General features: G+C 60.3%; 28 protein-coding genes. 12 read left to right on the top strand and 16 right to left on the bottom strand.

Translation table 11 applies throughout. From position 1 onward, the window contains the following. Positions 1-5 precede the first annotated feature (5 nt). From modB to ACR0MI_RS07770, 3 genes are all read left to right on the top strand, one after another. Entirely contained in the window at positions 6-698 is a 693-nt protein-coding gene (gene modB, locus ACR0MI_RS07780) for a molybdate ABC transporter permease subunit (protein WP_170614171.1), read from the top strand. After that, entirely contained in the window at positions 695-1,792 is a 1,098-nt protein-coding gene (modC, locus tag ACR0MI_RS07775; RefSeq protein WP_170614170.1) for a molybdenum ABC transporter ATP-binding protein, read from the top strand. Before modB ends, modC begins: the two co-directional genes overlap by 4 nt. A gap of 129 nt (positions 1,793-1,921) precedes the next feature. After that, positions 1,922-2,344, top strand: coding sequence for a tellurite resistance TerB family protein (locus tag ACR0MI_RS07770; RefSeq protein ID WP_170614169.1), 423 nt, complete (start codon positions 1,922-1,924; stop codon positions 2,342-2,344). Between the two features lie 2 nt (positions 2,345-2,346). On the opposite strand, the gene dacB is transcribed toward ACR0MI_RS07770, so the two are convergent. From dacB to ACR0MI_RS07755, 3 genes are all read right to left on the bottom strand, one after another. Continuing rightward, the gene (dacB, locus tag ACR0MI_RS07765; RefSeq protein ID WP_480854060.1) at positions 2,347-3,825 is read right to left on the bottom strand and encodes a D-alanyl-D-alanine carboxypeptidase/D-alanyl-D-alanine endopeptidase; all 1,479 of its coding nucleotides are present in this window, start codon (positions 3,823-3,825) and stop codon (positions 2,347-2,349) included. Between the two features lie 67 nt (positions 3,826-3,892). Beyond that, positions 3,893-4,513, bottom strand: a complete 621-nt coding sequence (locus ACR0MI_RS07760) for a nicotinate-nucleotide adenylyltransferase (RefSeq protein WP_170614167.1) — start codon at positions 4,511-4,513, stop codon at positions 3,893-3,895. A gap of 32 nt (positions 4,514-4,545) precedes the next feature. Then, the gene (locus tag ACR0MI_RS07755) at positions 4,546-5,016 is read right to left on the bottom strand and encodes an MOSC domain-containing protein (protein WP_480440802.1); all 471 of its coding nucleotides are present in this window, start codon (positions 5,014-5,016) and stop codon (positions 4,546-4,548) included. Positions 5,017-5,153: 137 nt separating this feature from the next. On the opposite strand from ACR0MI_RS07755, the gene ettA reads away from it, so the two are divergent. Beyond that, entirely contained in the window at positions 5,154-6,821 is a 1,668-nt protein-coding gene (gene ettA, locus ACR0MI_RS07750; protein ID WP_010442471.1) for an energy-dependent translational throttle protein EttA, read from the top strand. A 41-nt stretch (positions 6,822-6,862) separates the two neighbouring features. On the opposite strand, the gene ACR0MI_RS07745 is transcribed toward ettA, so the two are convergent. From ACR0MI_RS07745 to ACR0MI_RS07725, 5 genes are all read right to left on the bottom strand, one after another. Continuing rightward, positions 6,863-7,213, bottom strand: a complete 351-nt coding sequence (locus ACR0MI_RS07745; protein ID WP_480854057.1) for a hypothetical protein — start codon at positions 7,211-7,213, stop codon at positions 6,863-6,865. Positions 7,214-7,588: 375 nt separating this feature from the next. Next, entirely contained in the window at positions 7,589-7,933 is a 345-nt protein-coding gene (locus ACR0MI_RS07740) for a hypothetical protein (RefSeq protein WP_170815840.1), read from the bottom strand. A 244-nt stretch (positions 7,934-8,177) separates the two neighbouring features. Continuing rightward, positions 8,178-8,417 (bottom strand): hypothetical protein, encoded by a 240-nt coding sequence (locus ACR0MI_RS07735; RefSeq protein ID WP_480440799.1) that lies wholly within the window; start codon positions 8,415-8,417, stop codon positions 8,178-8,180. 85 nt (positions 8,418-8,502) lie between these two features. Beyond that, positions 8,503-8,739: a transposase gene (locus tag ACR0MI_RS07730; RefSeq protein ID WP_480854054.1), complete on the bottom strand. Its 237-nt coding sequence runs from the start codon at positions 8,737-8,739 to the stop codon at positions 8,503-8,505. A gap of 241 nt (positions 8,740-8,980) precedes the next feature. Then, entirely contained in the window at positions 8,981-9,400 is a 420-nt protein-coding gene (locus tag ACR0MI_RS07725) for a hypothetical protein (RefSeq protein ID WP_480440795.1), read from the bottom strand. Between the two features lie 538 nt (positions 9,401-9,938). Between ACR0MI_RS07725 and ACR0MI_RS07720 the strand changes: the two genes are divergently transcribed. Together ACR0MI_RS07720 and ACR0MI_RS07715 are read left to right on the top strand one after the other, a co-directional pair. Next, positions 9,939-10,145, top strand: coding sequence for a cold-shock protein (locus ACR0MI_RS07720; RefSeq protein WP_170378838.1), 207 nt, complete (start codon positions 9,939-9,941; stop codon positions 10,143-10,145). A 167-nt stretch (positions 10,146-10,312) separates the two neighbouring features. Continuing rightward, entirely contained in the window at positions 10,313-10,873 is a 561-nt protein-coding gene (locus ACR0MI_RS07715) for a L,D-transpeptidase (protein ID WP_170614163.1), read from the top strand. 5 nt (positions 10,874-10,878) lie between these two features. On the opposite strand, the gene ACR0MI_RS07710 is transcribed toward ACR0MI_RS07715, so the two are convergent. Next, positions 10,879-11,493 (bottom strand): SOS response-associated peptidase, encoded by a 615-nt coding sequence (locus ACR0MI_RS07710; RefSeq protein ID WP_170614162.1) that lies wholly within the window; start codon positions 11,491-11,493, stop codon positions 10,879-10,881. Between the two features lie 9 nt (positions 11,494-11,502). Next, positions 11,503-12,123, bottom strand: a complete 621-nt coding sequence (locus tag ACR0MI_RS07705; protein ID WP_170614445.1) for an arylesterase — start codon at positions 12,121-12,123, stop codon at positions 11,503-11,505. A 65-nt stretch (positions 12,124-12,188) separates the two neighbouring features. On the opposite strand from ACR0MI_RS07705, the gene ACR0MI_RS07700 reads away from it, so the two are divergent. Then, positions 12,189-12,884: an ABC transporter ATP-binding protein gene (locus tag ACR0MI_RS07700; protein WP_170619298.1), complete on the top strand. Its 696-nt coding sequence runs from the start codon at positions 12,189-12,191 to the stop codon at positions 12,882-12,884. Then, entirely contained in the window at positions 12,881-15,409 is a 2,529-nt protein-coding gene (locus tag ACR0MI_RS07695; protein ID WP_170614160.1) for an FtsX-like permease family protein, read from the top strand. The genes ACR0MI_RS07700 and ACR0MI_RS07695 overlap by 4 nt, the downstream gene beginning before the upstream one ends. A gap of 3 nt (positions 15,410-15,412) precedes the next feature. Here ACR0MI_RS07695 and ACR0MI_RS07690 read toward each other — a convergent pair whose 3' ends face one another. Continuing rightward, on the bottom strand, positions 15,413-15,859 hold the full coding sequence (locus ACR0MI_RS07690) for an RrF2 family transcriptional regulator (RefSeq protein ID WP_170614159.1): 447 nt from the start codon (positions 15,857-15,859) through the stop codon (positions 15,413-15,415). A 95-nt stretch (positions 15,860-15,954) separates the two neighbouring features. On the opposite strand from ACR0MI_RS07690, the gene ACR0MI_RS07685 reads away from it, so the two are divergent. After that, entirely contained in the window at positions 15,955-16,524 is a 570-nt protein-coding gene (locus ACR0MI_RS07685; RefSeq protein WP_480854048.1) for a gamma-glutamylcyclotransferase family protein, read from the top strand. Between the two features lie 81 nt (positions 16,525-16,605). Here ACR0MI_RS07685 and gltX read toward each other — a convergent pair whose 3' ends face one another. After that, the gene (gltX, locus tag ACR0MI_RS07680; RefSeq protein ID WP_170614157.1) at positions 16,606-17,931 is read right to left on the bottom strand and encodes a glutamate--tRNA ligase; all 1,326 of its coding nucleotides are present in this window, start codon (positions 17,929-17,931) and stop codon (positions 16,606-16,608) included. Positions 17,932-18,027: 96 nt separating this feature from the next. Next, complete coding sequence (locus ACR0MI_RS07675; RefSeq protein WP_170614156.1) at positions 18,028-18,462, bottom strand: DUF1801 domain-containing protein; 435 nt, start codon at positions 18,460-18,462, stop codon at positions 18,028-18,030. 116 nt (positions 18,463-18,578) lie between these two features. On the opposite strand from ACR0MI_RS07675, the gene ACR0MI_RS07670 reads away from it, so the two are divergent. Together ACR0MI_RS07670 and ACR0MI_RS07665 are read left to right on the top strand one after the other, a co-directional pair. Further along, complete coding sequence (locus ACR0MI_RS07670; RefSeq protein ID WP_170614155.1) at positions 18,579-19,511, top strand: MBL fold metallo-hydrolase; 933 nt, start codon at positions 18,579-18,581, stop codon at positions 19,509-19,511. Positions 19,512-20,002: 491 nt separating this feature from the next. After that, positions 20,003-20,437, top strand: a complete 435-nt coding sequence (locus tag ACR0MI_RS07665) for a hypothetical protein (RefSeq protein ID WP_480440789.1) — start codon at positions 20,003-20,005, stop codon at positions 20,435-20,437. 134 nt (positions 20,438-20,571) lie between these two features. On the opposite strand, the gene dapD is transcribed toward ACR0MI_RS07665, so the two are convergent. The 3 genes from dapD to ACR0MI_RS07650 all read right to left on the bottom strand — a co-directional run bounded on the left by dapD (position 20,572) and on the right by ACR0MI_RS07650 (position 23,106). After that, positions 20,572-21,399, bottom strand: a complete 828-nt coding sequence (gene dapD / locus ACR0MI_RS07660) for a 2,3,4,5-tetrahydropyridine-2,6-dicarboxylate N-succinyltransferase (protein WP_170619300.1) — start codon at positions 21,397-21,399, stop codon at positions 20,572-20,574. Positions 21,400-21,550: 151 nt separating this feature from the next. Beyond that, a complete protein-coding gene (locus tag ACR0MI_RS07655) occupies positions 21,551-22,150 on the bottom strand; it encodes a GntR family transcriptional regulator (protein WP_170614153.1) in 600 nt (199 codons plus the stop codon). Positions 22,151-22,194: 44 nt separating this feature from the next. Continuing rightward, positions 22,195-23,106, bottom strand: a complete 912-nt coding sequence (locus tag ACR0MI_RS07650; protein WP_170614152.1) for a threonine/serine dehydratase — start codon at positions 23,104-23,106, stop codon at positions 22,195-22,197. A gap of 79 nt (positions 23,107-23,185) precedes the next feature. Here ACR0MI_RS07650 and ACR0MI_RS07645 point away from each other — a divergent pair, with 79 nt between their 5' ends. Further along, positions 23,186-24,028, top strand: coding sequence for an LOG family protein (locus ACR0MI_RS07645; RefSeq protein ID WP_170614151.1), 843 nt, complete (start codon positions 23,186-23,188; stop codon positions 24,026-24,028).

The raw sequence follows: 24,028 nt of genomic DNA, 5'->3' as shown, positions 1-24,028 counted from the left end.
CGCCGATGGGCTGGTTGGGACCAGAAGAGCTTGAGGCGCTGAAACTGTCCCTGCGGGTGTCGTTCTGGGCCACACTGGCCACGCTGCCGTTTGGCATTTTTGTGGCCTACGCCTTGGCACGCTGGCGCTTTCCGGGGCGGCAGGTGCTGAACGGGCTGGTGCATCTGCCCCTGATCCTGCCACCTGTCGTGACCGGATATCTGTTGTTGCTGACCTTCGGCATTCAGGGACCACTAGGCAGCTTCCTGGCCGAGTTCGGCATCGTGTTTGCCTTTCGCTGGACCGGCGCGGCGCTGGCCGCCGGCATCATGGCCTTTCCCTTAATGGTTCGCGCCATCCGATTGTCGATTGAGGCGGTGGACCCCAAACTGGAACAGGCAGGTGCGACCTTGGGGGCCTCACGGCCCATGGTGTTTGCCACCGTGACCCTGCCGATGATCCTTCCGGGCGTCATCGCCGGGGCCATTCTGGCCTTTGCCAAGGCAATGGGTGAGTTTGGGGCCACCATAACATTCGTGTCCAACATCCCCGGTCAGACACAGACGCTGCCATCCGCAGTCTATGCCTTTCTGCAGGTTCCCGGCGGTGAGGCCGCCGCAACCCGGCTGGTCATCGTGTCCATCATCATTGCCATGGGCGCGCTGCTCCTGTCCGAATATGTCGGCCGCCGCGCGGCGGAACGGGTGGCCGGGTCATGAGCCTTTCTGTCCGCTTGCAACAGGAACTGCCGGGGATCGATCTGGACCTCAGCTTTGACGCACCGCCCGGTGTGACCGTCCTGTTCGGGCGATCGGGTTCCGGCAAGACCACCGTTGTGAATGCGGTGGCCGGTCTGCTGCGTCCCCGGGCGGGGCGGGTGGCCGTGGATGACTGGGTTCTGTTCGACACGGATCAGGGACTGTGGCTGCCACCTCACCGGCGACGTCTTGGCTATATCTTTCAGGAAGGCCGACTGTTTCCGCATCTGACCGTCCGCCAGAATTTGGCTTACGGCCGCTGGTTTGCGCCCCGCAGGGCGCACCGTGAAGATCCCGGCAAAGTGATCGAAATGCTGGGCGTTGGTCATCTGCTAGATCGCCGCCCCTCGGGCCTGTCGGGTGGCGAAAAGCAGCGTGTTGCCATCGGCAGGGCGCTATTGGCCAGCCCCCGCCTGATACTGGCCGACGAACCGCTCGCCGCGCTGGATGAAGCCCGTAAGGCGGAAATCCTGCCCTACTTCGAGCGGCTGCGGGACGAAGTATCGGTGCCGATCCTCTATGTCACGCATTCCGCCGCCGAGGTGGCCCGGTTGGCGACCTCGGTTGTGGCCTTGCAGGACGGCAAGGTCGTGCGGCACGGTCCCGCCTCGGACGTGCTGGCAGACCCTTCTGTTGCACCTGCCGGTGTGCGCGCGGTCGGCGCGGTGCTGCGGGTTCGGGTCCACGATCACCACGCCGACGGGCTGAGCGAACTGGACGCGGGCGGTGCACGCCTGTTCCTGCCTCGCATCCCGCACCGGGTCGGGGAAAACCTGCGCATTCGCATCCCGGCGCAGGAAGTCATCCTGTCAGACCGAAAACCCGAAGGTCTGTCGGCCCTGAACGTCCTGGAAGGCACGGTCGATACGATCCGCGCCGGTGACGGTCCGGGGGCAATCGTATCGGTGCAAACCCCCGCGGGCCCGGTTCTGGCCCGCGTCACACGCCGGTCGGTGTCGGCCCTGGGCCTGGCCCCGGGACGCACCTGTTACGCCGTAATCAAAACCGTGGCTCTGGCACCTCAGGATGTCGGCGGCCGGGTGAACACAAGCTGATCCGTCCGGAGCGGCATTCCGGATACGAACCGCGGGCATTCCCCGACCAAGTCACAGAAAACAAGGTGTTGAACCTGCCTGCGTGCCCTCCTATCGTGCCCACTCAGAAAAACCAGTCAGGAACAGGCCATGACCGACCAAATTGCACATCCCATGTCCCCGCAGGATTGCCTCGTGGCGATCATGGTTGCGGTCTCGGCCTCGGACGAAAACATCCGCACTGCCGAATTGGTCAAGATAGAAACCGCCGTCAACATGCTGCCGGTCTTTGCCGATTACGACATCGACCGTACCCGCCGGGTGTCACAGATCGTGTTTGACCTGTTCGAACAGGAAGACGGCCTGGACGCCCTGTTTGGCCTGATCCGGGAAAACCTGCCCGAGCGGCTGAACGAAACCGCCTACGCGCTGGCCTGCGATGTTGCAGCCGCCGATGGCACCCTTGCGGAAACCGAACTGCGCCTGCTCGAGGAAATCCGGTACGAACTGGACGTTGACCGTCTGCACGCCGCCGCAATCGAGCGGGGGGCCCGCGCCCGCCACACCGTCTGAGTTCAACTGCCGTAAAGTGACCCCCAGCGCTCGATCAGCGTGCGCTGCAGCTTTCGCGAGCGCCTGTTCCAGTTGCGCGCACCCTCGGGGCGTTCGCGCAGCGCACGTGGAATTGTGGCGCGCCGGTCCACGTCGGCGGTAAAGATGGCAAAGGCCAGATCGGTTCCGTCAACCGTTGTCAAAAACCCGCCCAGGCCGGAAACGAAATTCAGCGTTCCGGTTTTGGCGGCTACCTTGACGGGGTGATCCCGCACGGCGCGTCCTTTGCTGTCGGTCAGGGTGAAGGGCTTCAACAACGGGCGCAGCACATTTGTCTTGCGCGCCGCAACCAGCGCCTTGACCAGATCGCCGGGTGCCATGCGCGAGGCATCGCCCAGACCCGAATGATCCACCATGGCGATCCGCTCGACACCATAGGTTTCAGCCGCCCATCGGTTCATCTCGGACGCGGATTCAGCCAGAGTCTGCGGCCGCGCGCCCCGCGCCCGTGAGGCCGCCAACCCGACCATCTCGGCCGTCAGGTTGGTCGAGTATTTCAGCATTCCCCGCAGGATGCTCTCCAGCGAGTCACTCTGGTGCACCACCAGAATCGTGCCCTCAGGCGCCTGCCGTGTGACCTGAACCCGGCCCAGAACGATGCCGTTGACCCGCGCCAGCGTGCGGAACACATCGCCCGCATATAGCGCCGGCTTTCGAACGGGCAGCCACCGCGCGCCGCCATTGCCCAACGCCGCCTTGGCAACAGTCCACCGGTCCTGCCGCGCACTGGGCTGGTAGGTGTAAATCGGCAAACTGCGGGCTTCGACCTGCATCGTCGCCATGTCGACGGCCGGGTTATACCGTGCACTGCGCGCATCCATGGCCACATCATAGCCCTTGCCGTCGCGCTTCCATTCGAAATGAACCCGGTTGAAATTCAGCGATATGCCACTGATCGCCGGGCTGTAGCCCAGATGATCCGGCTGGCCCGGGTCGATGCTGTTCACGTAGGGCAGCGCGCCATCATACACTTTGAACGCGCCGCGCACCTCGGTGATCCCGGCCTCGCGCAGATTGGCCGCCATGCTGGCCAGCGCATCCGTATCCAGCAGCGGATCGCCGCCGCCCACAAGGATCAGGTCGCCCTTCAGAATACCGTTCTCGACCGGTCCGTCCGCCATCAATCTGGTTTCAAACCGATGCTTTGGCCCCAGTACATCCAGCGCATACAATGCCGTCAGCGCCTTGGCCACGCTGGCTGGCGGCAATCCGTCCTGCGCGCCATATCCTTCCAGCTGCGCCCCGGATTCCGCATCGGCGACGGCAAAGACGACCTCACCCTGCAGTCCGGCTGCGCGGACAACACGTTCGACACCGTTCAGCTCCGGCCCGCGCATCTGTGGGCGCAGTGACACCAGCGGCGCCCCAGCCAGTCCGGTAGCGGGGATCAGCGCGGCCCCAAGCCCGCCAAGAATGAATCGACGCGAATAACGATCAACCATAGGTCAATTAAAATCCCAGAGTTTTCGCCCAAACAACCGCCCGCACTGGATTATGTAGCCATGGGGGCTATTCCGGCAACACCTGATTTGCCCATTCACCGCGCCCGCGTATTTCGGTCGAGCTGACATCGACCATCGGCACATTCACGAAACACCAGGCCGGGGCGCTGGCCCGCCCCAGCAAATGCCGCGCCTGCCCGTCAATCCTATAGCTTGCGTAAGCCCGCGCTGCCGGAGACATCCGCGCCGATATCCGGTCACCGGGCCGCGCGACCACACCCACAGGTACACTGTCCATGATCTTCCGCCAGTCTTTCCAGCGGTGAAACTGCGCCAGATTATCCGCACCCATCAGCCAGACAAACCTGACCTGCGGATAGCGCCTCCGCAACGCCGCCAGAGTATCCGCCGTCGCCCGCGTTCCCGTCTGCGCCTCGATATCCGTGACTTCGACCCTTGGGTTCCGCATGACCGCCCTTGCCGCCCGAACCCGCCGTTCCAGCGGCGCAGGGCCGCGCTCTTTCAGCGGATTGCCCGGCGAAACCAGCCACCACACACGATCCAACCCGAACGCCTTCATCGCCTCAAGCGTCACATGCACATGACCGCGATGCGGCGGATCAAAGGATCCACCGAACAGCCCCACGACCTGCCCGGGCCGCGCAAAAGGGATCGAATGCCGCTTCATTCTTTGCTGATGTTCAAATTCGGTCGGGCTTGTCAATCAACTGGTTGCACCGCGTCGCCCAGGCGGACCTGCCCGGATCGCACCACTTCGGCACACCAGCCGCCATGTCCGCGCACGGCTGAGTAGCCACCTTTGCCCAGCGCCTCCTCCATTCGGCTGCAAGGCGCACAAATCAGGGTGAACCGCAAAATGGCCTCACCCACCTGCACTTCGCGCCCCTTGAGCGCGGCCAAATTGATCCCCGACACCACCAGATTGCGCCGCAGAATGTCCGGCGAAACAGGCCCCTGTCTCAGATACGCACCAATCGCCGCCAGATGCTCCTGCTGGATCAGCGACACCGCGCGTTTACCTGCACGGCTCCGATCGCCCTCGGGTCCGGCCTCGGATACCAGAACCTGTTTCACAGGGATCATCGCGGCCCGCTGGTCAGGGCGCAAGCCGATCCAATCAACATGCCCGGGCTGCGCCCATCCAGCTATCAAACCTGCCAGTTCCGACAAAACACTCTCCCCTTCAACCATGGCCACGATACCCGTCGCGATCCGTGAACGAAATTCACGAAACCACCAGCTTGCCCCGCCCGTCCCGCTTGGATATCTACCGTTCCAACCCAATTTCCCGACCCAGAGGACGCGACATGGCCGCCTATCAATATGTCTACCACATGCAGGGTGTCTCCAAGACCTATCCCGGTGGCAAGAAGTGCTTTGAAAACATCCACCTGAGTTTTCTGCCCGGCGTGAAAATCGGTGTCGTCGGCGTCAACGGCGCAGGTAAATCGACGCTGATGAAGATCATGGCCGGTCTCGACACCGACTTCACCGGTGAGGCCTGGGCCGCCGAAGGTGCCAAGGTCGGCTATCTGCCGCAGGAACCGCAGCTGGACGAATCCCTGACTGTCCGCGAAAACGTCATGCTGGGCGTGGCCGCGAAAAAGGCCAAGGTCGACCGCTTCAACGAGATCGCGATGGAGATCGCCGAGAACTATTCGGACGAGCTGATGGAGGAAATGACCACCCTGCAGGACGCCATCGACGCGGAAAACCTGTGGGACCTCGACAGCCAGATCGACGTCAGCATGGAGGCGCTGCGCTGCCCGCCGGACGATGCCAACATCGCAAACCTCTCGGGTGGTGAGAAACGCCGCGTGGCGCTGTGCAAGCTGCTGCTCGAAGCGCCCGACATGCTGCTGCTGGACGAACCGACCAACCACCTGGACGCCGAAACGATCGCCTGGCTGCAACAGCACCTGATCGACTACAAAGGCACCATCCTGATCGTCACCCACGACCGGTATTTCCTGGATGACATTACTGGCTGGATTCTGGAGCTCGACCGCGGCCGCGGCATTCCGTACGAGGGCAACTACTCCGCATGGCTGGAACAAAAGGCCAAACGGCTCGAGCAGGAAGCCCGCGAGGACAAGTCTAAGCAAAAGACCCTGCAGCGCGAACTGGAATGGATGCGTCAGGGTCAAAAGGCCCGCCAGGCCAAATCCAAGGCCCGGATCAACGCCTATAACGAGCTGGCCGAACAGTCCGAACGCGAAAAGCTGACCCGCGCCCAGATCGTCATACCCAACGGCCAGCGCCTTGGCGGCAAGGTGATCGAGGTCGAAGGCCTGTCGAAACACATGGGCGACAAGCAACTGATCGAAGGGCTGGACTTTGCCCTGCCCCCCGGCGGTATCGTCGGCGTCATCGGCCCCAACGGTGCCGGTAAATCGACCCTCTTCAAGATGCTCACCGGTCAGGAACAGCCCGACAGCGGCACCATCACGCTGGGCGACACGGTCGAGCTGTCTTATGTCGACCAGTCCCGCGACGACCTGAAAGACAACGACACCGTGTGGGAGGCGATCACCGGCGGCGCCGAGATCATCCAGCTGGGCGACGCACAGGTCAATTCCCGCGCCTATTGCTCGTCCTTCAACTTCAAGGGCGGCGACCAGCAGAAGAAGGTCTCTCTGCTATCAGGGGGTGAGCGCAACCGCGTCCACATGGCCCGCCTGTTGAAAGAGGGCGGCAACGTCCTGCTGCTGGACGAACCCACCAACGACCTCGACGTCGAAACCCTACGCGCGCTGGAAGACGCGCTGGTCGATTTCGCCGGCTGCGCTGTGGTCATCTCGCACGACCGTTTCTTCCTCGACCGGATTTGCACCCATATTCTGGCCTTTGAGGGCGATGCCCATGTGGAGTGGTTCGAGGGCAACTTCGAGGATTACGAAGAGGACAAAAAGCGCCGTCTGGGACCAGACGCGCTGGAGCCCAAGCGGTTGAAGCATAAGAAGTTTGCGCGGTAGGTTTTCAAACTGAGTTAAGTGCCAAACAAAGGGTTTGGCACTTAACTTTCCACCTTTGCCTCAATTGTCTTGATTGGCCTAGGCTTTTCAACGTTCAGAATTTCGCGAAGCTCGGTAAAAGAACTGAGGATATCTCCAGTGAAGTCCACATGCTTAACGTGATATTTAGCGACCTCGCCCTTTCCAAGATCGGCTTTCGTACCAGCTAAATCCGCAACAATTTTGGCTATGAGCTCGTTTGACGTAGGTAGCGGCTGCAGATTCAGGGAAACAACCTCTTTGCCTGAACCCAAAACATCGTGCAACTGATGCACCAAAGAATTTGAACGCAGCGAGTTTTCCGATAGCAGGAACACAAAACGACTGGTTTTTCCGCAATAGAGTCGTCCCATAAAAACAACGAGCTAGAGGGTTGGTGTACTTCAAACTCCATTAGCTTCAAAAATTCAGTAACTTTGCCAGCCACCTCCTGATCCTTGTCGTGATATGAGAACAATAAAGATTTTGATTCTTCATTGTCCAGGCGGTCCAGAAGGACAGTTCGTGTGGAATTGTGTTTAGCCAGGAGTTTTCGCACCTCCAACGCTCCGCCAGCGACTGCGACGCCGACCGCAGAACCTGCAACTACGAGTAAAAGACTGCTCACCGACAGCTGAAATGGTTGGGCCAACATCAACAGTGAAACCGATCCAATCGATAAAGCAGCTATTGCCAAGAGGGTCCGGGCGTCAATGCCATGAAGTTGCGTCTTCATATTTGCGTCCATCCTACGACACACCAAATAAGCATGGCATAAAGATCCCCCAAGGGTAGTTTAAACGATCTTCACCATCCCAGCCAATTTTTCGCACAAGGGTAGATAGTCCCCAGAGCACAATCAAGAACGAAGCTATCAGCCAGGGGGCTCCTTCCAGCTTCTCACTTAGCGCGGTATTTTTGGGATCTAGGGCCAATCTGCTCGCCATTGCTGACATACTTGTTACAAAGATCAGCATCGAAGAGATCATCAGATCGAAACCGAATGCAAAATCTTCTTTCTTAACAAACGTGTGAGCATCATTTCTTGATACAGATTTTACGAATATGGACACCGCCACAGCAATCAGTGGCACCCCAAAATTCAAAAAAGCTTGTGACCAACAACAGTAGCAAACGAAACCAATTTTGCGCTCTCCGTACGCTGAATATCGCCTATCTGAGCACATTTCGGTGTAATTTGGCAAGCTTAGCAAACATTGGATGGTGTTCCACCCCATCTCTCACTCAACAATCATCCCCAAACACCGGTACAATCTATTCCTGCGTATCAAACCACTTCCATACCCGACGTCCCAAATGATGGGGTGGAACCCCATCCTACGGCTCTCCGAACGTGCCATCGGTGACCACGCCACTCCACTCCGGATCAACCTGACCTGCGCGGATATCACGATGGATCGACGAATACGGCCAATCGGTTGGATACTCCACCAACCCATGATTGACCGGGGCTCCGCCCGTTCGCGCCTCGAAATGTCCACTGGATGTTTCGCCACCTGCGGTGGATCGGCACTCACCCCCAACAATACGCCATGTGATTGCGGTAATCCGTTTCATCCCGAATGACATGCTCCCAAAACCGGCGTTGCCAAATCCCGGCATCTTCCTTCGCAACTTTCGATTCCGTGCGTAAGATGGGGTTTCACTCCATCATTTCCCCGGATTTCACCCCGCGCGTAAACCGCGACTTGATCGCACTCCACCGCGTCGAATAATCCGCATCCCCCGGCGGCAAGGTCCAAATCGCGTGCAAATGATCCGGCAACACAACAAACGCATCGCACCAGAATGGCCGCTCCCTCTGCGTCATCGCAAAGGCCGCCCTCAGATGCGCCACCGCGCGCGTCAACAGGCCCGGCGAACGATCAGCCAAGGACACGGTGAATAAATACCTGGCTCCGGGGATACGCGCGCGTCGATAGTTGGACAAACATCCGGTTTACGGCAGCTATGACTACCAACTCGTAAAGGGGTGGACTGAAACGGTAAAGGACCGGAAGGACGGGCGGTTCCACCCATCCAGCGACTCATTGCATACGCGACCGCGCGACGCCAAAGCACCGCTCCATCGGATTACACAATTCACTTTCGAAATACCAAGGGGTCGTTCGTTGCCGAACCTAACCGGACCGGCTGCCACCCATCCGTCTGAACCCGAACAATCCCGCCAAAGCAGCGATCAGCAACAACCCAGTGGCCGGAATTGGGACGGCAGAGACATTCACTTCTGTCACGGTACCTTCCGACCCGGGCTCTTCGCACCACAATTCACAGAAGTCGGGCTCTGTAACTTCCGTCAATTCCTCATCCTGTTCGATGGGATCCTGTTCGATTGGGTCCTGCTCCTGCTCCAACTCCAGCTCTTCAAGATGCCGAATTTCTTCGAGGTGGCGATCAGAGGTTGCTGCCGACTGGATGATTCGGAACATGTCCCATTCCATATCCTCACGGGATTTTTCGCTCGAATACGTGGACAACCGGTTGGTTTCCCGTTCGATACCATCAGGCAACGGGCTTTCCCAATCAACTGTAACAGTCAATGCATCGGTAGAACCAGCCCAGCAAAGGACCGCAAATGTACAAACAAGTCTCATATCCGCCCCCACGGTTATGTGCGTTACTATAGCACCAAAAACCTGCTTTTCAAAACATCGTAATATCTGAATAAAATCTGAGGGTTGTGGGCAACCCTGCTTCTCTACCCTATAGTTTTTCGGGTGCTCTGCGACTCGGGACACAACTGACGATTGCCCGGGCACGGTCCATGGTGGTAGGCGCTTCTGTCAATCCTGCTCAGGTTGTTGAAATCGCGGTCCCCGTATCAGGTTCGACATGCGCGGGATTCGGGCCGAACCCTTCGGCGGGAAACCGTTCAAAACGCGCTGCAGGCCCTTAAACCGTTGTACAAAGAACACAAACTCCCTTGTCACACGCCCTGCGCGGTGCCATATCCCGGTTGCTTACGTTTTTCTATTTCGACCTACTGTCTCCGTTTCCGGCGCTCAGTCTATCGATCCAGACCGACGACGCCAGGCTGCCGCAACCCCGTGGGCAGCATCAAAACAGGAGACAACGGACATGCCAGCAGGCACCGTAAAATGGTTCAACACCACCAAAGGCTACGGCTTTATCGCACCCGAAGATGGCGGCAAAGACATCTTCGTACACATCTCGGCCGTGGAACGTTCCGGCCTGACCGGTCTGGCCGACAACCAGAAAGTCACGTACGAGCTGCGCTCGGGTCGTGACGGCCGCGAAAGCGCGGACAATATCGAACTGGCCTGACCAGTTAAAAAGGGCGGAGAATCTCTCCGCCCTTTTTCTTGCCGCGCCCTTGAACTGTGGCGCGCAAAATACATCACAATCCCTTTATCAGTGCGCAGCGATTGACCGGATGGTGTATCCTTCCGAGACTGAATTCATGTTTTTCATGAAGGATAGGTGAGCCCACCATGTTCACGCGCCGTGTATTTCTTGCATCGACAGCAGCAGCCAGCCTCACACCGGGAATGAGCCTGGCCAAGAAGAAAGGCGTCGAATACGACCCCACGCCGCAGGTGGTCCGGATCAAGAAACAGTTTCAGCCTGGTCAGTTGCTGGTCGTGCCACGCTCGTTCTATCTGTATTTCGTGACCGAGCCGCGCAAGGCGATCCGCTATGGCTGCGGGGTCGGCAAAGCCGGATTGGAATTCACCGGCACCGCGACAATCGACGTGAAGAAGGAATGGCCGACGTGGCGGCCAACGGACGAAATGATCGAGCGGGAACCGGTGACTTACGCCAAGTTCAAGGACAACGATTATGTCCAGCCCGGCGGAGGAGACAATCCACTGGGGGCCCGGGCGCTCTATCTGTTCCAAAACGGCGTCGACACCTATTTCCGCATTCACGGTACAACACAGCCGCAGACCATTGGACGGGCGGTGTCAAACGGCTGCATCCGAATGCTGAACGAGCATGTGATCGACCTTTACCAGCGCGTACCATTGGGCACGGTGGTCAGTGTGGTTTAATCCGATCAGGGCGCTGACCAATCCACATCCGCAGCCTGCTCGATCCTTAACCGCCCTTCTGGCCACGGGCGTGCAAGGCTTTGCGCTTCAGCCTCGGTTCCGGTCAGCCATCCCGGCACATCGGACAGGTTCAGCAAAACCCCCATGCGATGATGGATCGGCCGGACGTCGGCGTTCGGTTCGCAGGTCACTGCGGCAACCTGATTGACGCATAGTCCGCCGGGGGCCTGCCAGGTGTCCGTAATCGCCGCAAATATCAGCGGCGCGCCGTCAACCGAGGAAATGCGCCACGCTGTCTTGCGCCGTTTCTCTCCGGTCCATTCGTACCAGCCGTCGACAGGAATCACAGCCCTGCCCACACCCTGAAACGCCGTCTTATCAAACACCGTTTCGGATCTTGCGTTGATGATCGTCTCCATCACCGGGCGGCCCCGCGCGTTGACCCGCCCCACCGGGATCATGCCCCAGCGCATCGGCGCCAGCCCCGCGCTTGTCAGGGTCATCACCTCCTGCCCCGGCTGAATGTTATGACGCGGCGGCTGAGCGGCCACCTCAGCGGGCACACCCAGAAACCGGGCAATCTCGGAAATGGGCCGCGTCAGAAAAAACCGCCCCGGCATGATGCGCTCCTATCGGTTTGCGTTCCCGACCAGCTTGAGAACATCTGGCCCAAGCGCCTCGATAATCAGGGCCACGCCCTGTGCATTGGGATGAATGCCGTCAGCCTGCATGAACCCAAGCGCGGCAGTCGGATCGCCACCGGCATCAAGGCCGGCGAAAAAGCTTTCTGCATAAAGCGCTCCGTGTTTCTGCGCCAATTCAGGATAGATGGCGTCAAAGGCCTGTTTGTAGTCAGGGCCAAAGTTTCCCGGCGCTTCCATCCCGATCAGCAAGACCTCGACATCGGCCGCTTTGGCTGTCTGCAGGATGGTATCGAGGTTCTCACGCGACACCGCAGGATCAACACCGCGCAACAGATCATTGGCCCCGAGGGCAACGATTACGCCATCGACTTCCGGTGTCAGCGTCCATTCGATACGCGCCGCGCCACCGGCTGTTGTGTCCCCCGACACACCTGCGTTGATCAGCGTCACCTCGGCGCCGCGATCTTCAAGCCAGCGGCCGAGCTGAGGGACAAATCCCTCCTGCTCGGGCAAGCCATAGCCATGCGTCAGAGAATCCCCTACCGCCGCGATGACCACCGGTTCGGCTGTGGCCGCAAAGCCGCAAAAGACAAACAGGCCCGACATCAAGGTCTTGCGCAAGGTCCCAACCGCTCCATATCCCAAATGACCGCTCCTTTTCGGAAAGACTGATGACGTCACCAGTTCTTACGCTCCAAGATGCCTCATTGTCGCTGGATGGCAATGCCGGTCGGGTGAATATCCTGCATGGTATCAACCTGACTGTGCGGCAGGGTGAAACGATAGGCCTGGTCGGACCGTCCGGGTCAGGCAAATCCTCACTTCTGATGCTGATGGGTGGGCTTGAACAGGCGACCCGTGGGACCGTCTCGGCGCTTGGGCGCGATCTGACAGGGCTGGACGAAGATACTTTGGCGCGTTTCAGGCGCGACTACATGGGTGTTGTGTTTCAGAACTTTCACCTGATCCCGACAATGACCGCGCTTGAAAACGTCGCCACGCCACTGGAACTGGCTGGTCACAAGGATGCGTTCACCCGCGCCGAGGCCGAGCTTGAAGCCGTTGGACTGTCGCACCGGCGCAATCACTACCCGGCGCAGTTGTCGGGCGGGGAACAGCAGCGCGTTGCCCTTGCCCGCGCATCGGCCCCCCGGCCTCAGATCCTGCTGGCGGATGAACCGACCGGCAATCTGGACGAAAGCAATGGCGCCGCCATTGTCGAGCTGTTGTTCGGGTTGCGGGACAAACACGGTGCCACCCTTGTTCTGGTAACGCACAGCCACGCACTGGCCCGGAAATGCGACCGAGTCGTGCGCTTGCGGGATGGCCGCATTGCCGGGGATGCCCAACAGGAGGCCGCTGAATGAGCCTGCGGCTGGCCGGACGGTTGGCGCGCCGTGAACTGCGCGGCGGATTGCAGGGATTTCGCGTGTTTCTGGCCTGCCTTGCGCTGGGTGTCGCCGCGATTGCCGCTGTGGGTTCAGTCCGGCATGCGATTCAGGCTGGCTTGGCCCAAGAGGGCGCCGCCCTTTTGGGCGGGGACGCGCAGCTGGAATTCACCTACCGCTATGCCAGCGACGAAGAACGTCGTTGGATGAACGCGTCAGCCCGACAGGTATCCGAAATCGTCGACTTCCGGTCCATGGCTGTCACGCAACAGGATGACGGTCCGGATCGCGCGTTGACACAGGTGAAGGCGGTCGATGACGCCTACCCATTGCTTGGCTCTGTCACGCTGGAGCCCGCGATGCCCCTGCCAGTTGCGTTGAACGGTCAGGACGATCTGCCCGGAGCGGTGATGGACCCCGCCCTGATGGATCGGCTGAACCTGGAGGCAGGGGACACCGTCACGCTCGGGACGCAGGAGTTTGTCGTAATGGCCGCGCTGATGTTCGAGCCGGACGGGGCCGCTGACGGATTCGGATTGGGGCCGCGTACCTTGGTGCGCACTCAAGACCTGAGCAAATCGGGTTTGCTGGAACCCGGCACGCTGTTCTCCACGAAATACCGGCTGGACCTGCCGCCCGCCGCAGATCTTGCCACCCTGTCGACCGAAGCAAAAGAAGCCTTTGACGGCACCGGCATGCGCTGGACAGATGCTCGCAACGGTGCCCCTGGCATCGCTGAGTTCGTCGCAAGGCTCAGCGCCTTTCTGGTGCTTGTAGGTCTGTCGGGTCTGGCCGTAGGCGGCATCGGCATCTCGGCAGCGGTGCGGGCGTACCTGTCACAAAAGACGGAAACGGTTGCCACATTGCGCACCCTTGGTGCCGACCGTGCCACGATTTTTCAGACATACATGTTCCAGATCGGCATTTTGTCTGTCATCGGCATCGCGCTGGGCCTAGCCCTGGGCGGCGCTGCCCCCCTGGTGCTTTCATCGCTGATCGAAAGCCGGTTGCCTGTTCCCGCTGTATTCTCGATCTATCCCCAGCCATTGGCCGAGGCTGCCCTCTACGGCGTTCTGACGGCGTTCCTGTCCACTCTCTGGCCGCTGGCCCGAACCGAAGAGGTCCGCGCCGCAACCTTGTTTCGCGACGCCCTGACATCGGCGCGGTTCTTTCCCCGTCCTGCTTACGTGATCGCCACCGCAGTGGGCCTTGCTCTCCTGATCTCAGCCGCCGCATGGTTCAGCGGCTCCGCCCGCCTGACCCTGTGGACCAGCGGCGGCCTGGCCGGAGCGATGGCTTTGCTGGCCGCAACCGCGTGGATCATAAGACGGGTTGCCCGAGCCGGCGCCTCGGCGACACGCGGGCGGCCCGCCTTGCGCTGGGCCCTGTCGGCCATCTCTGACCCGCGCGAAGGTGCTGGTCCCGTCGTGCTGTCGCTTGGGTTGGGGCTGTCGGTGCTGGCGGCCGTCGGGCAGATTGACGGAACATTGCGCAACGCAATCTCGGGCAATCTGCCGGACGTGGCGCCGTCTTACTTCTTTGTCGACATCCAGAAAGACCAGATGCCCGGGTTCATGGAACGGCTGGAAACCGACCCGGCGGTCAGCCGCATCGAAAGTGCGCCAATGCTGCGCGGAATCATAACCGGGATCAACGGACAGCCTGCACGCGAGGTGGCTGGCGATCACTGGGTGCTGGACGGAGACCGGGGTATCACCTATTCCGAACGTCCCCCCAAGAACGCGCGCATCACCAAAGGGGAATGGTGGTCAGATGACTATTCCGGCGCGCCGCAGGTCAGTTTTGCCGCGGAAGAAGCTGCTGAGATGGGTCTCAAGCTGGGCGATGAGTTGACGGTTAACATTCTCGGCCGGGACATCACGGCCCGGCTGACCTCTCTGCGTGAGGTTGACTTCTCAACCGCCGGAATGGGGTTTGTCATGTCCATGAACCCCGGCGCGCTGGCCGGGGCACCGCACAGTTTCATCGCAACGGTCTATGCCGAAGAACAGGCCGAGGCCGCCATACTACGCGATCTCGCAGGGCAATTTCCCAACATCACCGCAATCCGTGTGCGGGACGCGATCGACCGGGTTTCCGGCCTGCTAGCCGGGTTGGCATCCGCCACGTCTTACGGGGCCGGGGTGTCACTGCTGACCGGGTTTCTCGTGCTGATCGGCGCGGCCGCCGCCGGAGAGCCCGCGCGCCGCTACGAGGCCGCGATCCTGAAAACGCTCGGGGCTGGCCGCCGCCGCATTCTTCTCAGCTTTGCATTGCGCGCCGTACTTCTTGGCACGGCAGCCGGAGGCGTGGCCCTGCTGGCCGGCATCACCGGCGGTTGGGCCGTGGCAACGTTCATTTTTGACACCGGCTTCACGATCATCTGGCCATCCGCGCTTGCCATCGTTCTGGCCGGAATCGCCGTGACCACAGGAGCCGGCCTGGTCTTTGCCCTGCGCCCTCTGGCTGTCAGACCGGCGCGCATCCTGCGCGCCGCCGGTTAGGTCTCAGCGAACACAGGCCACCGGCTGCAAAATCTGCAACAAGCGATCATTATCACAGACCAGCGCGTCCAGTGTGATTTCATCCAGCGACGCATAAAACACTTCGGCTGCATCGCGCAGGGCCAACCGCAATCGACAGGCATCGGTCAGCGGGCACGTGTTGTCCGCATCGGCAAAGCACTCCGTAATCGGCAGATTGCCTTCCACATGGCGAAACACCGATCCGATCCGGATCTGTTCCGCCGGACGGGCCAGCATCATGCCGCCGTTGCGCCCGCGTTGCGTGTTCAGATAGTTCAGCTGGCTGAGCTGGTTGATCACCTGCGCCAGATGGTTTTCCGAGATGTTGCACACTTCGGCAATCTCGGCCTTTGTCACCAGCCGATCCTGATGCGCCGCGCAATACATCAGCAGGCGCACTGCAATATTCGTCCGTTTGGTAATCCGCATCACAGGCCTCCCAAATATCAAGATGCAGTCTTATTGCATGTTCCGCAAAAAAGCGGTTTGACATACATCAATCGAGATCCAGGACGGCACAGCGCATGAAAGACCCGTATTTCTTCGGTTATGGCAGCCTGGTCAATCTGGCCACCCATGACTTTCCCGATCCGCATCCGGCCCGGCTGAAGGGCTGGCGGCGCGCATGGCGACATACCGACCTGCGCGAGGTGGCGTTTCTGACAGCCGTACCTGACCCCGATGCCGAAATCGAAGGCATGATCGCGCATGTTCCAAAGAACGACCGGGCAGCGCTGGATCAGCGCGAATGGGCCTACGATCGCGTGACTGCGACGCAATCAGTGACCCACCCCCTGGCGCATGAAGTTGAAATCGCCGTCTATGCCGTTCCGCAGGATCGGCACAATGCGCCAAGCAACAAACATCCGCTGCTGCTCAGCTATATCGACGTGGTGGTGCAGGGTTATCTGCGCGCTTTCGGTCTGGACGGAGCAGATCGTTTCTTCGCCACCACGGACGGGTGGGATGCACCGATCCTGAATGACCGCTCCGAACCCCGCTATCCGCGCCATCAACAGCTCCGCACCGACGAAACAGACTTCGTCGACGACCGCCTGCGCAGTATCTCGGCAAACATCGTTCAAAACGCATAAAAAAGGGGCCGGATTCAACCAGCCCTCTTCATCTTTTTCAAAATACTCTCGCCGAAGGCACGCGCCGCAAGGCGCGTTTCATCACCCCCGCGCGCGGATCACCTGCAACAGGGGCAACAGGGCCGCCATCTCGGGCCCGCGTTCCATCCCCGTCAGCGCCTTGCGCAACGGCATGAACAGACCTTTGCCCTTGCGGCCGGTCGCTTCTTTCACGGCGCTGGTCCATTTACCCCAGGTTTCGCCGTCAAACGGGCCCTCCGGCAGCAGCGCCATCGCCTCAACGATGAACGCGCAATCCTCATCGGCGATCAGTGGTTCCGCGCCTACGCGGCACAGCTCCCACCAGGCTTTCAAATCGCCCAGCGTGGTGATGTTCTCGCGCGCCATGGCCCAGAACGGCTCGGCCAGATCTGCCGGAACACCGGCATCGGCAACAGCATCAGCCACATCGGCAAGCGGCAGTGATTGCAAATACTTCGCGGTCAGCGGGAACAGGTCCTGCACGTCAAACTTGGTGGGCGCGGCACCAAAGCGGCTTACGTCGAACCCGTCAATCAATTCGGCCATATCCGCGCGCAGTTCGACCGGGTCGGACGATCCCAGACGTGCCATCAGGCTCAGCAAGGCCATCGGCTGCACGCCCTGTTCACGCAGATCCCGCAGCGCCAACGTGCCCAGACGTTTTGACAGCGCCTCGCCCTGCGGACCGGTCAGCAAAGAATGGTGGGCAAAGCGCGGGCAGGTGCCGCCCAGTGCCCTGATGATCTGAATCTGGGTCGCCGTGTTGGTTACATGGTCCGAGCCGCGGACCACGTCGGTCACGCCCATCTCAGTGTCATCCACAACGGAAGCGATCGTATAAAGAACCTGACCGTCACCACGGATCAGCACCGGATCGGAAACCGAGGCTGCATCGATCGAGATGTCGCCCAGAATACCGTCGGTCCACTCGATCCGCTCGTGATCCAGCTTGAAGCGCCAGACCCCGTTGCCACGTTCGGCGCGCAGCGCGTCTTTCTCGGCCTCGCTGAGGTTCAGCGCGGCGCGGTCATAGACCGGCGGTTTGCCCATGTTCAGTTGCTTCTTACGCTTCAGGTCCAGTTCGGTCGGCGTCTCGAAAGCCTCGTAGAACCGCCCCATCTCGCGCAGCTTGTCGGCGGCCTCGGCATAACGGTCCAGACGCTCGGACTGACGCTCGACCCGATCCCAGTGCAGGCCCAGCCATTCAAGGTCCTGCTTGATGGCATCGACATATTCTTCCTTCGACCGCTCAGGATCGGTGTCGTCGATGCGCAGGATGAACGTACCCCCGTTTTTGCGGGCAATCAGATAGTTCATCAGGGCAGTGCGCAGGTTGCCCACGTGTATGTAACCGGTGGGCGACGGGGCGAAGCGGGTGGTGGTCATGGATATCTCCTGTTGGCGCGGCTCTTGTCACATGAGGGGCGTTTTGTCCAGCAAGCGAATGAGGCCCCGGGCAAGATTGAGCGCGCCAGGAAAGGCTCAGGTCGGCTCGACTTGCCAATGTCGGCCCAGATCTTCAAGCCCCGCGACGATCAGCTCGGACAGAACCGAAGGATCGATATCCGCCAGCTTGTTCACGTAAAGACAGGATTTCCCAAGTTTGTGTTTTCCCAGCCGGGACAGGATGTCACCGAAATCAGCATAACCGGGCATGATGTAGATGGAATGCGCCGCCTTGCGCGGGGAAAACCCGGTTGCCAGAAAGTCTCCTTCGCGCCCGGATTTGTAGCGATAGTGATAGCGGCCATACCCGATGATCGACGGTCCCCACATCATCGGTTCAAATCCGGTTGCTTCGCGAAACAGCGCATCCAGCACACGCGCCTCGTCGCCCTTTCGCGGAGGCAGGACGGATGACAAAAACCCGTCGACCGGCTGCCCTGTCGGCTGTGTTTTGTTTTCGGATCGGGACATGAGCAAAAATTAACACGTAATGTTTATCCATGCAGCCCATGTCAGGCGGGTAAGATATGGGAAATGACCCACAGCGGGCTAGTTCCAAGACTGGTGTCCTGACAGGGAGAAACATAGTGACCATCAATTTGACAAGAAGAGCAGCGCTCGGCGCTGCCGCAGCAATGCCATTTGCGTCGGCTGCAGCTCCGGTTCTGGCCAATGATGCTGAAACCGGCGCAAACCCGACAACCGCCAGATCGTTCGCGCTTGGTGATTTCACTGTTACAACATTGCTGGATGGCAGTCTGCCGCGCGACGGCGCCAAGGAAATTTTCGGCGGCGGTGCATCGGACGAGGAATTCGCGAGGGTTTCCGCCGAGAACTTTATTCCAGACGACATGGCCCAGTTCTTCTTCACGCCAACGCTGGTCAATACCGGGTCCGAAATGGTGCTGTTCGACACAGGCCTCGGAAAAGGCGGGATTCAGGCGGCACTGGCCGATGCCGGTGTGACACCCGATCAGATCGACGTGGTGGTCATCACCCACATGCACCCCGATCACATCGGCGGCATGACAAACAGTGACGCACCGACCTTTCCGAATGCACGCTATGTGACCGCCTCGAACGAATACGATTTCTGGGCCGCGCAGGAGGCAGGAAACCGGGTCGGCGATCTGGTTGCGGCCAAGGTGACGCCACTGGCGGACAAGATGACCTTTGTCGAAGACGGCGGCGATGTTGCGTCCGGCATCACGGCCATGTCTGCCTTTGGCCACACGCCCGGCCATACGGTCTATCATCTGGAAAGCAACGGCCGGCGTCTGATCCTGACTGCGGATCTGGCAAACCACTATGTTTGGTCGTTCGCCCATCCGGAATGGGAAGTCCGGTTCGACATGGACAAGGCGGCAGCCACCGCGGCACGGCGCAATGTGCTTGGGCTTCTGGCCGCCGACAAGGTGCCGATGATCGGTTATCACATGCCATTTCCCGCAGCGGGATATGTCGAAACCCGGGGTGAAGGGTTCCGGTTTGTCCCCGTCAGTTATCAGATGATGGGCTGACCCCAAAGACACAGGATTTCATAGCGGACCCGGCCCGCCCTTGAACTAGGGCGGGTTTGGTGCGCGTGGATTTTCACCCGTCGCAACCTGCGGCGGCCTTGCCAGCAAAAGTTCAGATCGCGCAAAAGCCGCAAGACCGGAGGCCTGTTCGACTGGACCATCGCAGGCCAACGAGCCACAGCGCTACACCTCATCGAGCGTCACTAGTTCTGTCTGTGCGACATTGCCCGGCCAGTCAGAAAGCTTGAAACCGTCCTTGGTACTTTGGAGCAGTTCACTGGCAGGGCGAATCGAATCCACACCTGAAAAGTGTCGCGCTCATTGGCGAGTCTCTACCTGGTTGTATTGAGCATCAAACTGCCAACAACCCGCGCTGAGTCACGCGGGTAATGGCCTATCAGAATGAGACAGGGTCAAGCCGTTACGAAGCCAGCACCCCCGTCCCTAGAATGACGGCACTGCATCCGAAATTTCATCAAAAGGGGAATCAAATGAGCATTTTGTCCAAACTGCTGACTACCACTGCAAGTGTTCTTGTATTGTCAATGACCCCGGCGGCGGCTGTTTTGACCGGCTTTGTCGCAACCTCCGCTTATGCCCAGGAAGGCGAAGGCGAGACTGAGGGTGGTGGTGAAACCGAGGGCGGTGGCGAAACCGAAGGCGGTGGCGAGACCGAGGGCGGTGGCGAGACCGAAGGCGGTGGCGAGACCGAAGGCGGTGGTGAAACCGAAGGCGGTGGTGAAACCGAAGGCGGTGGCGAGACCGAAGGCGGTGGCGAGACCGAAGGCGGTGGTGAAACCGATGGCAACTCGGGCGGTGATGAAGGCGGCAGCGACACCGAAGACGATGGAGACACCGAAGGCAATTCGGGAGATGACGAAGGGTCAACCGAGAATGACGTAGAACGGCCGGGCGAAGATCGCTAACCAAACACGGTTGGTATTACCCGAAAAGCCGATTGATCAGAGCTTTGAAAGCTCAGGATCAAAATCCTTCGGGAAAGTTCAATAAAAAAGGCCGGTGCTGTCCCGCACCGGCCTTTCAACTCTGTACGATATCTTCAGTCGCGCAGCAGCTCGTTGATGCTGGTTTTCGAACGGGTTCTTTCGTCCACACGCTTCACGATTACGGCGCAATAGAGGCTGATATTGTTCTTCGACGGCATCGAACCCGCAACGACCACCGAATAGGGCGGAACCTCGCCATACATGACCTCGCCGGTTTCGCGATCCACGATCTTTGTGGATTTACCGATGAAAACACCCATCCCCAGAACCGAACCTTCGCGGATGATGCAGCCTTCGACCACTTCCGAGCGGGCACCGATAAAGCAGTTGTCTTCGATGATGGTCGGACCAGCCTGCATGGGTTCAAGTACCCCGCCGATGCCGACGCCACCTGACAGGTGCACGTTCTTGCCGATCTGCGCGCAGGATCCGACGGTGGCCCAGGTGTCGACCATGGTACCTTCGTCAACATAGGCGCCAAGGTTCACAAAGGACGGCATCAGAACCGCACCCGGTGCGATATAGGCTGATTTGCGGACAACACAGTTGGGCACGGCGCGGAAGCCGGCGGCGCGCCACTGGCTCTCACCCCAACCGGCAAACTTGCTGTCGACCTTGTCCCACCAGCCACCGGCCTGCGGTCCGCCAGCGTGGATTTCCATGTCCTTGATGCGAAAGCCCAGCAGAACTGCCTTTTTGGCCCACTGGTTCACGTGCCAATCGCCACTTTCCAGCTTCTCGGCAACGCGCAGCGATCCGCTGTCCAGCGCGTTCAGTGTTTCCTCAATCGCCTCTCTCTGCTCGCCGGTGCTGGCGGGCGAGATCGTGTCGCGAACCTCCCAGGCGGCTTCGATTGCGGCTTCCAGTTGCGCATTGGACATGAGATCACTCCCTGCTGAATCTGTTCACGTTGTTTTTGCCTATAAGCAAGCCACACACAGGGCGCAATGCGGCGTAGGCGGGCGGTTTTGCGTCACTCGTGGGACAAAGACCATCGCCCGGGTGATTATCCGCAGCCTTTCGCGGCTTTTGTCAGCTGGCCCGGCGTATGTGCCGAACCAGTATCGAGACAGCGGCGGCAGCGTCCCTGCCTTTCATCGCGCGCACGATGGCGGCGTGATCAGTGTCTGCGCGTTGCTTCCACCGGGGACGCCAATAGGCAAACAGATGGCGCGCGCTGGCGATATGCAGATCGTCAATCGTGTGAAGCAGGCGCGGCAACCCGCAGGGTGTCAGGATGGCCCGGTGAAAAGCACGGTTTCCCGCCTCCCACTCCGGCATGGTCCGGGCCGCGTCGCAGGCCAGCCGTGCTTCGTCAATTTTCCGCAAGGCGGCTGGCGTCAGGTTCTGAACCGCGTGCTGCATCGCCAGCGATTCCAGCGCCACGCGCATTTCGATGACCTCGCGCACTTCGGATGGGTCCAGCGCAGTGACCCGCATCCCCCGCCGCGGCTCGCTTTTGGCCAGCCCATGCGCCTCCAGCCTCAGCAGAGCTTCGCGCACCGGAACATGGCTGGTCTCGAATGCGCGGGCGATATGGTCCTGACGCAGTTTTTCACCGGCGATCAGGTCGCCGGTGACGATTTGCTGGCTGAGTTTCTGATAGATCGTATCGGCAATGGTCGCGGTCATAGATTGTAGATAAAAATGAAGCCCGCCTTCCACAAGCAGATAATTCAGCCCGCGAACGGGTCCGGGGCAATATTGCCGCCGCAAATCAGAACGGCCACTTTCTCGCCCGGTTCCGGCCGATAGGCACCCGACATCAAGGCCGCCAAAGCCGTTGCCCCCGCCGGTTCCACCAGAAGCCTATGGGCCTGCCACAATGCGCGCTGCGCCTTGGTGATGGCCGCATCCGGGACCAGAACCGATGACATGCCGCGTGCCAGATCGAAACAGATCGATCCGATCCGCCTCGCGCCTAATGCGTTTGCCGCAACCCCTGATACGGACACATCCACCGGTTCCCCGGCCTGCAACGCGGCGTGCAGCGCGCAGGAGGTTTCCGGTTCGACCGCCACAACTTTGCGCGCACCCTGAAACCAGGCCAAAGCCCCGGCAATCAGACCGCCGCCACCGACCGCGACAAGAACGGTATCCGCCTGCAAGCCCTGCGCCTCCCACTCGGCGAAACAGGTGCCCTGCCCGGCCACCGTCGCCGGTGCGTCGTAAGCATGGATCTGCATTGCCCCGGTTTCTTCTTCATGAGAACGGGCCTGGGTCAGCGCATTGGCGTATTCGCCGGGAACAACGCTCAGGTCGGCGCCGGTCTGCTCGATCAGCGCAATTTTGGACGGCCCCGCCAGTTCCGGCACAAAAATCTTGGCCGGGTGGCCCAGCGACTGCGCCGCATAGGCCGCCGCCGCACCGTGGTTGCCGCCTGATGCCGCAACAACGCCCGCCTCGGGCACATCCAGGCTGAGCAGCGTGTTGAAGGCCCCGCGTGCCTTGAAACTGCCGGTGTGCTGCAAATGCTCCAGCTTCATTTCAACCGGAAACCCCGGAATGCGGCTTTCCATCACCGGCGTGACCTGTGCATAGCCGGCAATGCGATCCCGCGCCGCCGATATTTCACTCTTCCAGTTCATTCTTGTCTTTCCGTGGCTGGCACTCTGTCCGCGAACCCTATAGCTGTTTGAAAAACACGCAAGCAGGGATCGTTCACCCATGAGAGAAGACCGACTCAGCCCCTTCCGCGACGCGCAGACCGACCGGTCGACCGCAAGCGAGGTGCCGGACACGCCACAGACACGGTCGCCCGCCTATCGTCTGGCCTTTGCCGACGAGGACTTCATGTGCCGGGAAGAACTGCGACCGGTGCGCCTGCAACTGGAATTGCTGAAACCCGAGATGATCATGACCGAGCGCGAGATCACCTCGACCATCGTGATGTTCGGAGGGGCCCGCATTCCCGAACCGTCACAAAAGCACACCGCCCGGACCGAAACGCTGGCCGGTCTGTCGCAGTATTACGACGAAGCGCGGGAATTTGCCCGGCTGATGACCCTGAAGTCGAAGGAAACCGGCTGCCGTGAAAACGTGATCGTCACCGGCGGCGGTCCCGGCGTGATGGAGGCCGGAAACCGCGGTGCACAGGATGCCGAAGGTTACTCGATCGGTCTGAACATCGTGCTGCCGCACGAACAGGCACCAAACCTTTACGTGACACCGGACCTGAGCTTCAATTTCCACTATTTCGCGATCCGCAAGATGCATTTCCTGATGCGCGCCCGCGCCATCACCATCTTCCCCGGCGGCTTCGGCACGATGGATGAACTGTTCGAGTCGCTGACCCTGATCCAGACCGGTCGTATGGAACGCGTCCCCTTCTTGCTGTTTGGCCGCGCATTCTGGGAAAAGGTCATCAACTGGGAAGCTTTGGCGGACGCTGGCACCATTTCGGACGAAGACCTGGACCTTTTCCGTTTCGTCGACACGGCACAAGAGGCGGTCGGGATCATCGAAAACTGGGAACCCGCCCCGCCCCGCGACGAAATCCCGGGGCGCTGA

It is taken from the genome of Ruegeria sp. D4 (assembly GCF_056534475.1).
The sequence above is the reverse complement of the archived record's forward strand: the minus strand, read 5'-3'. Positions and strand labels throughout refer to the sequence as shown.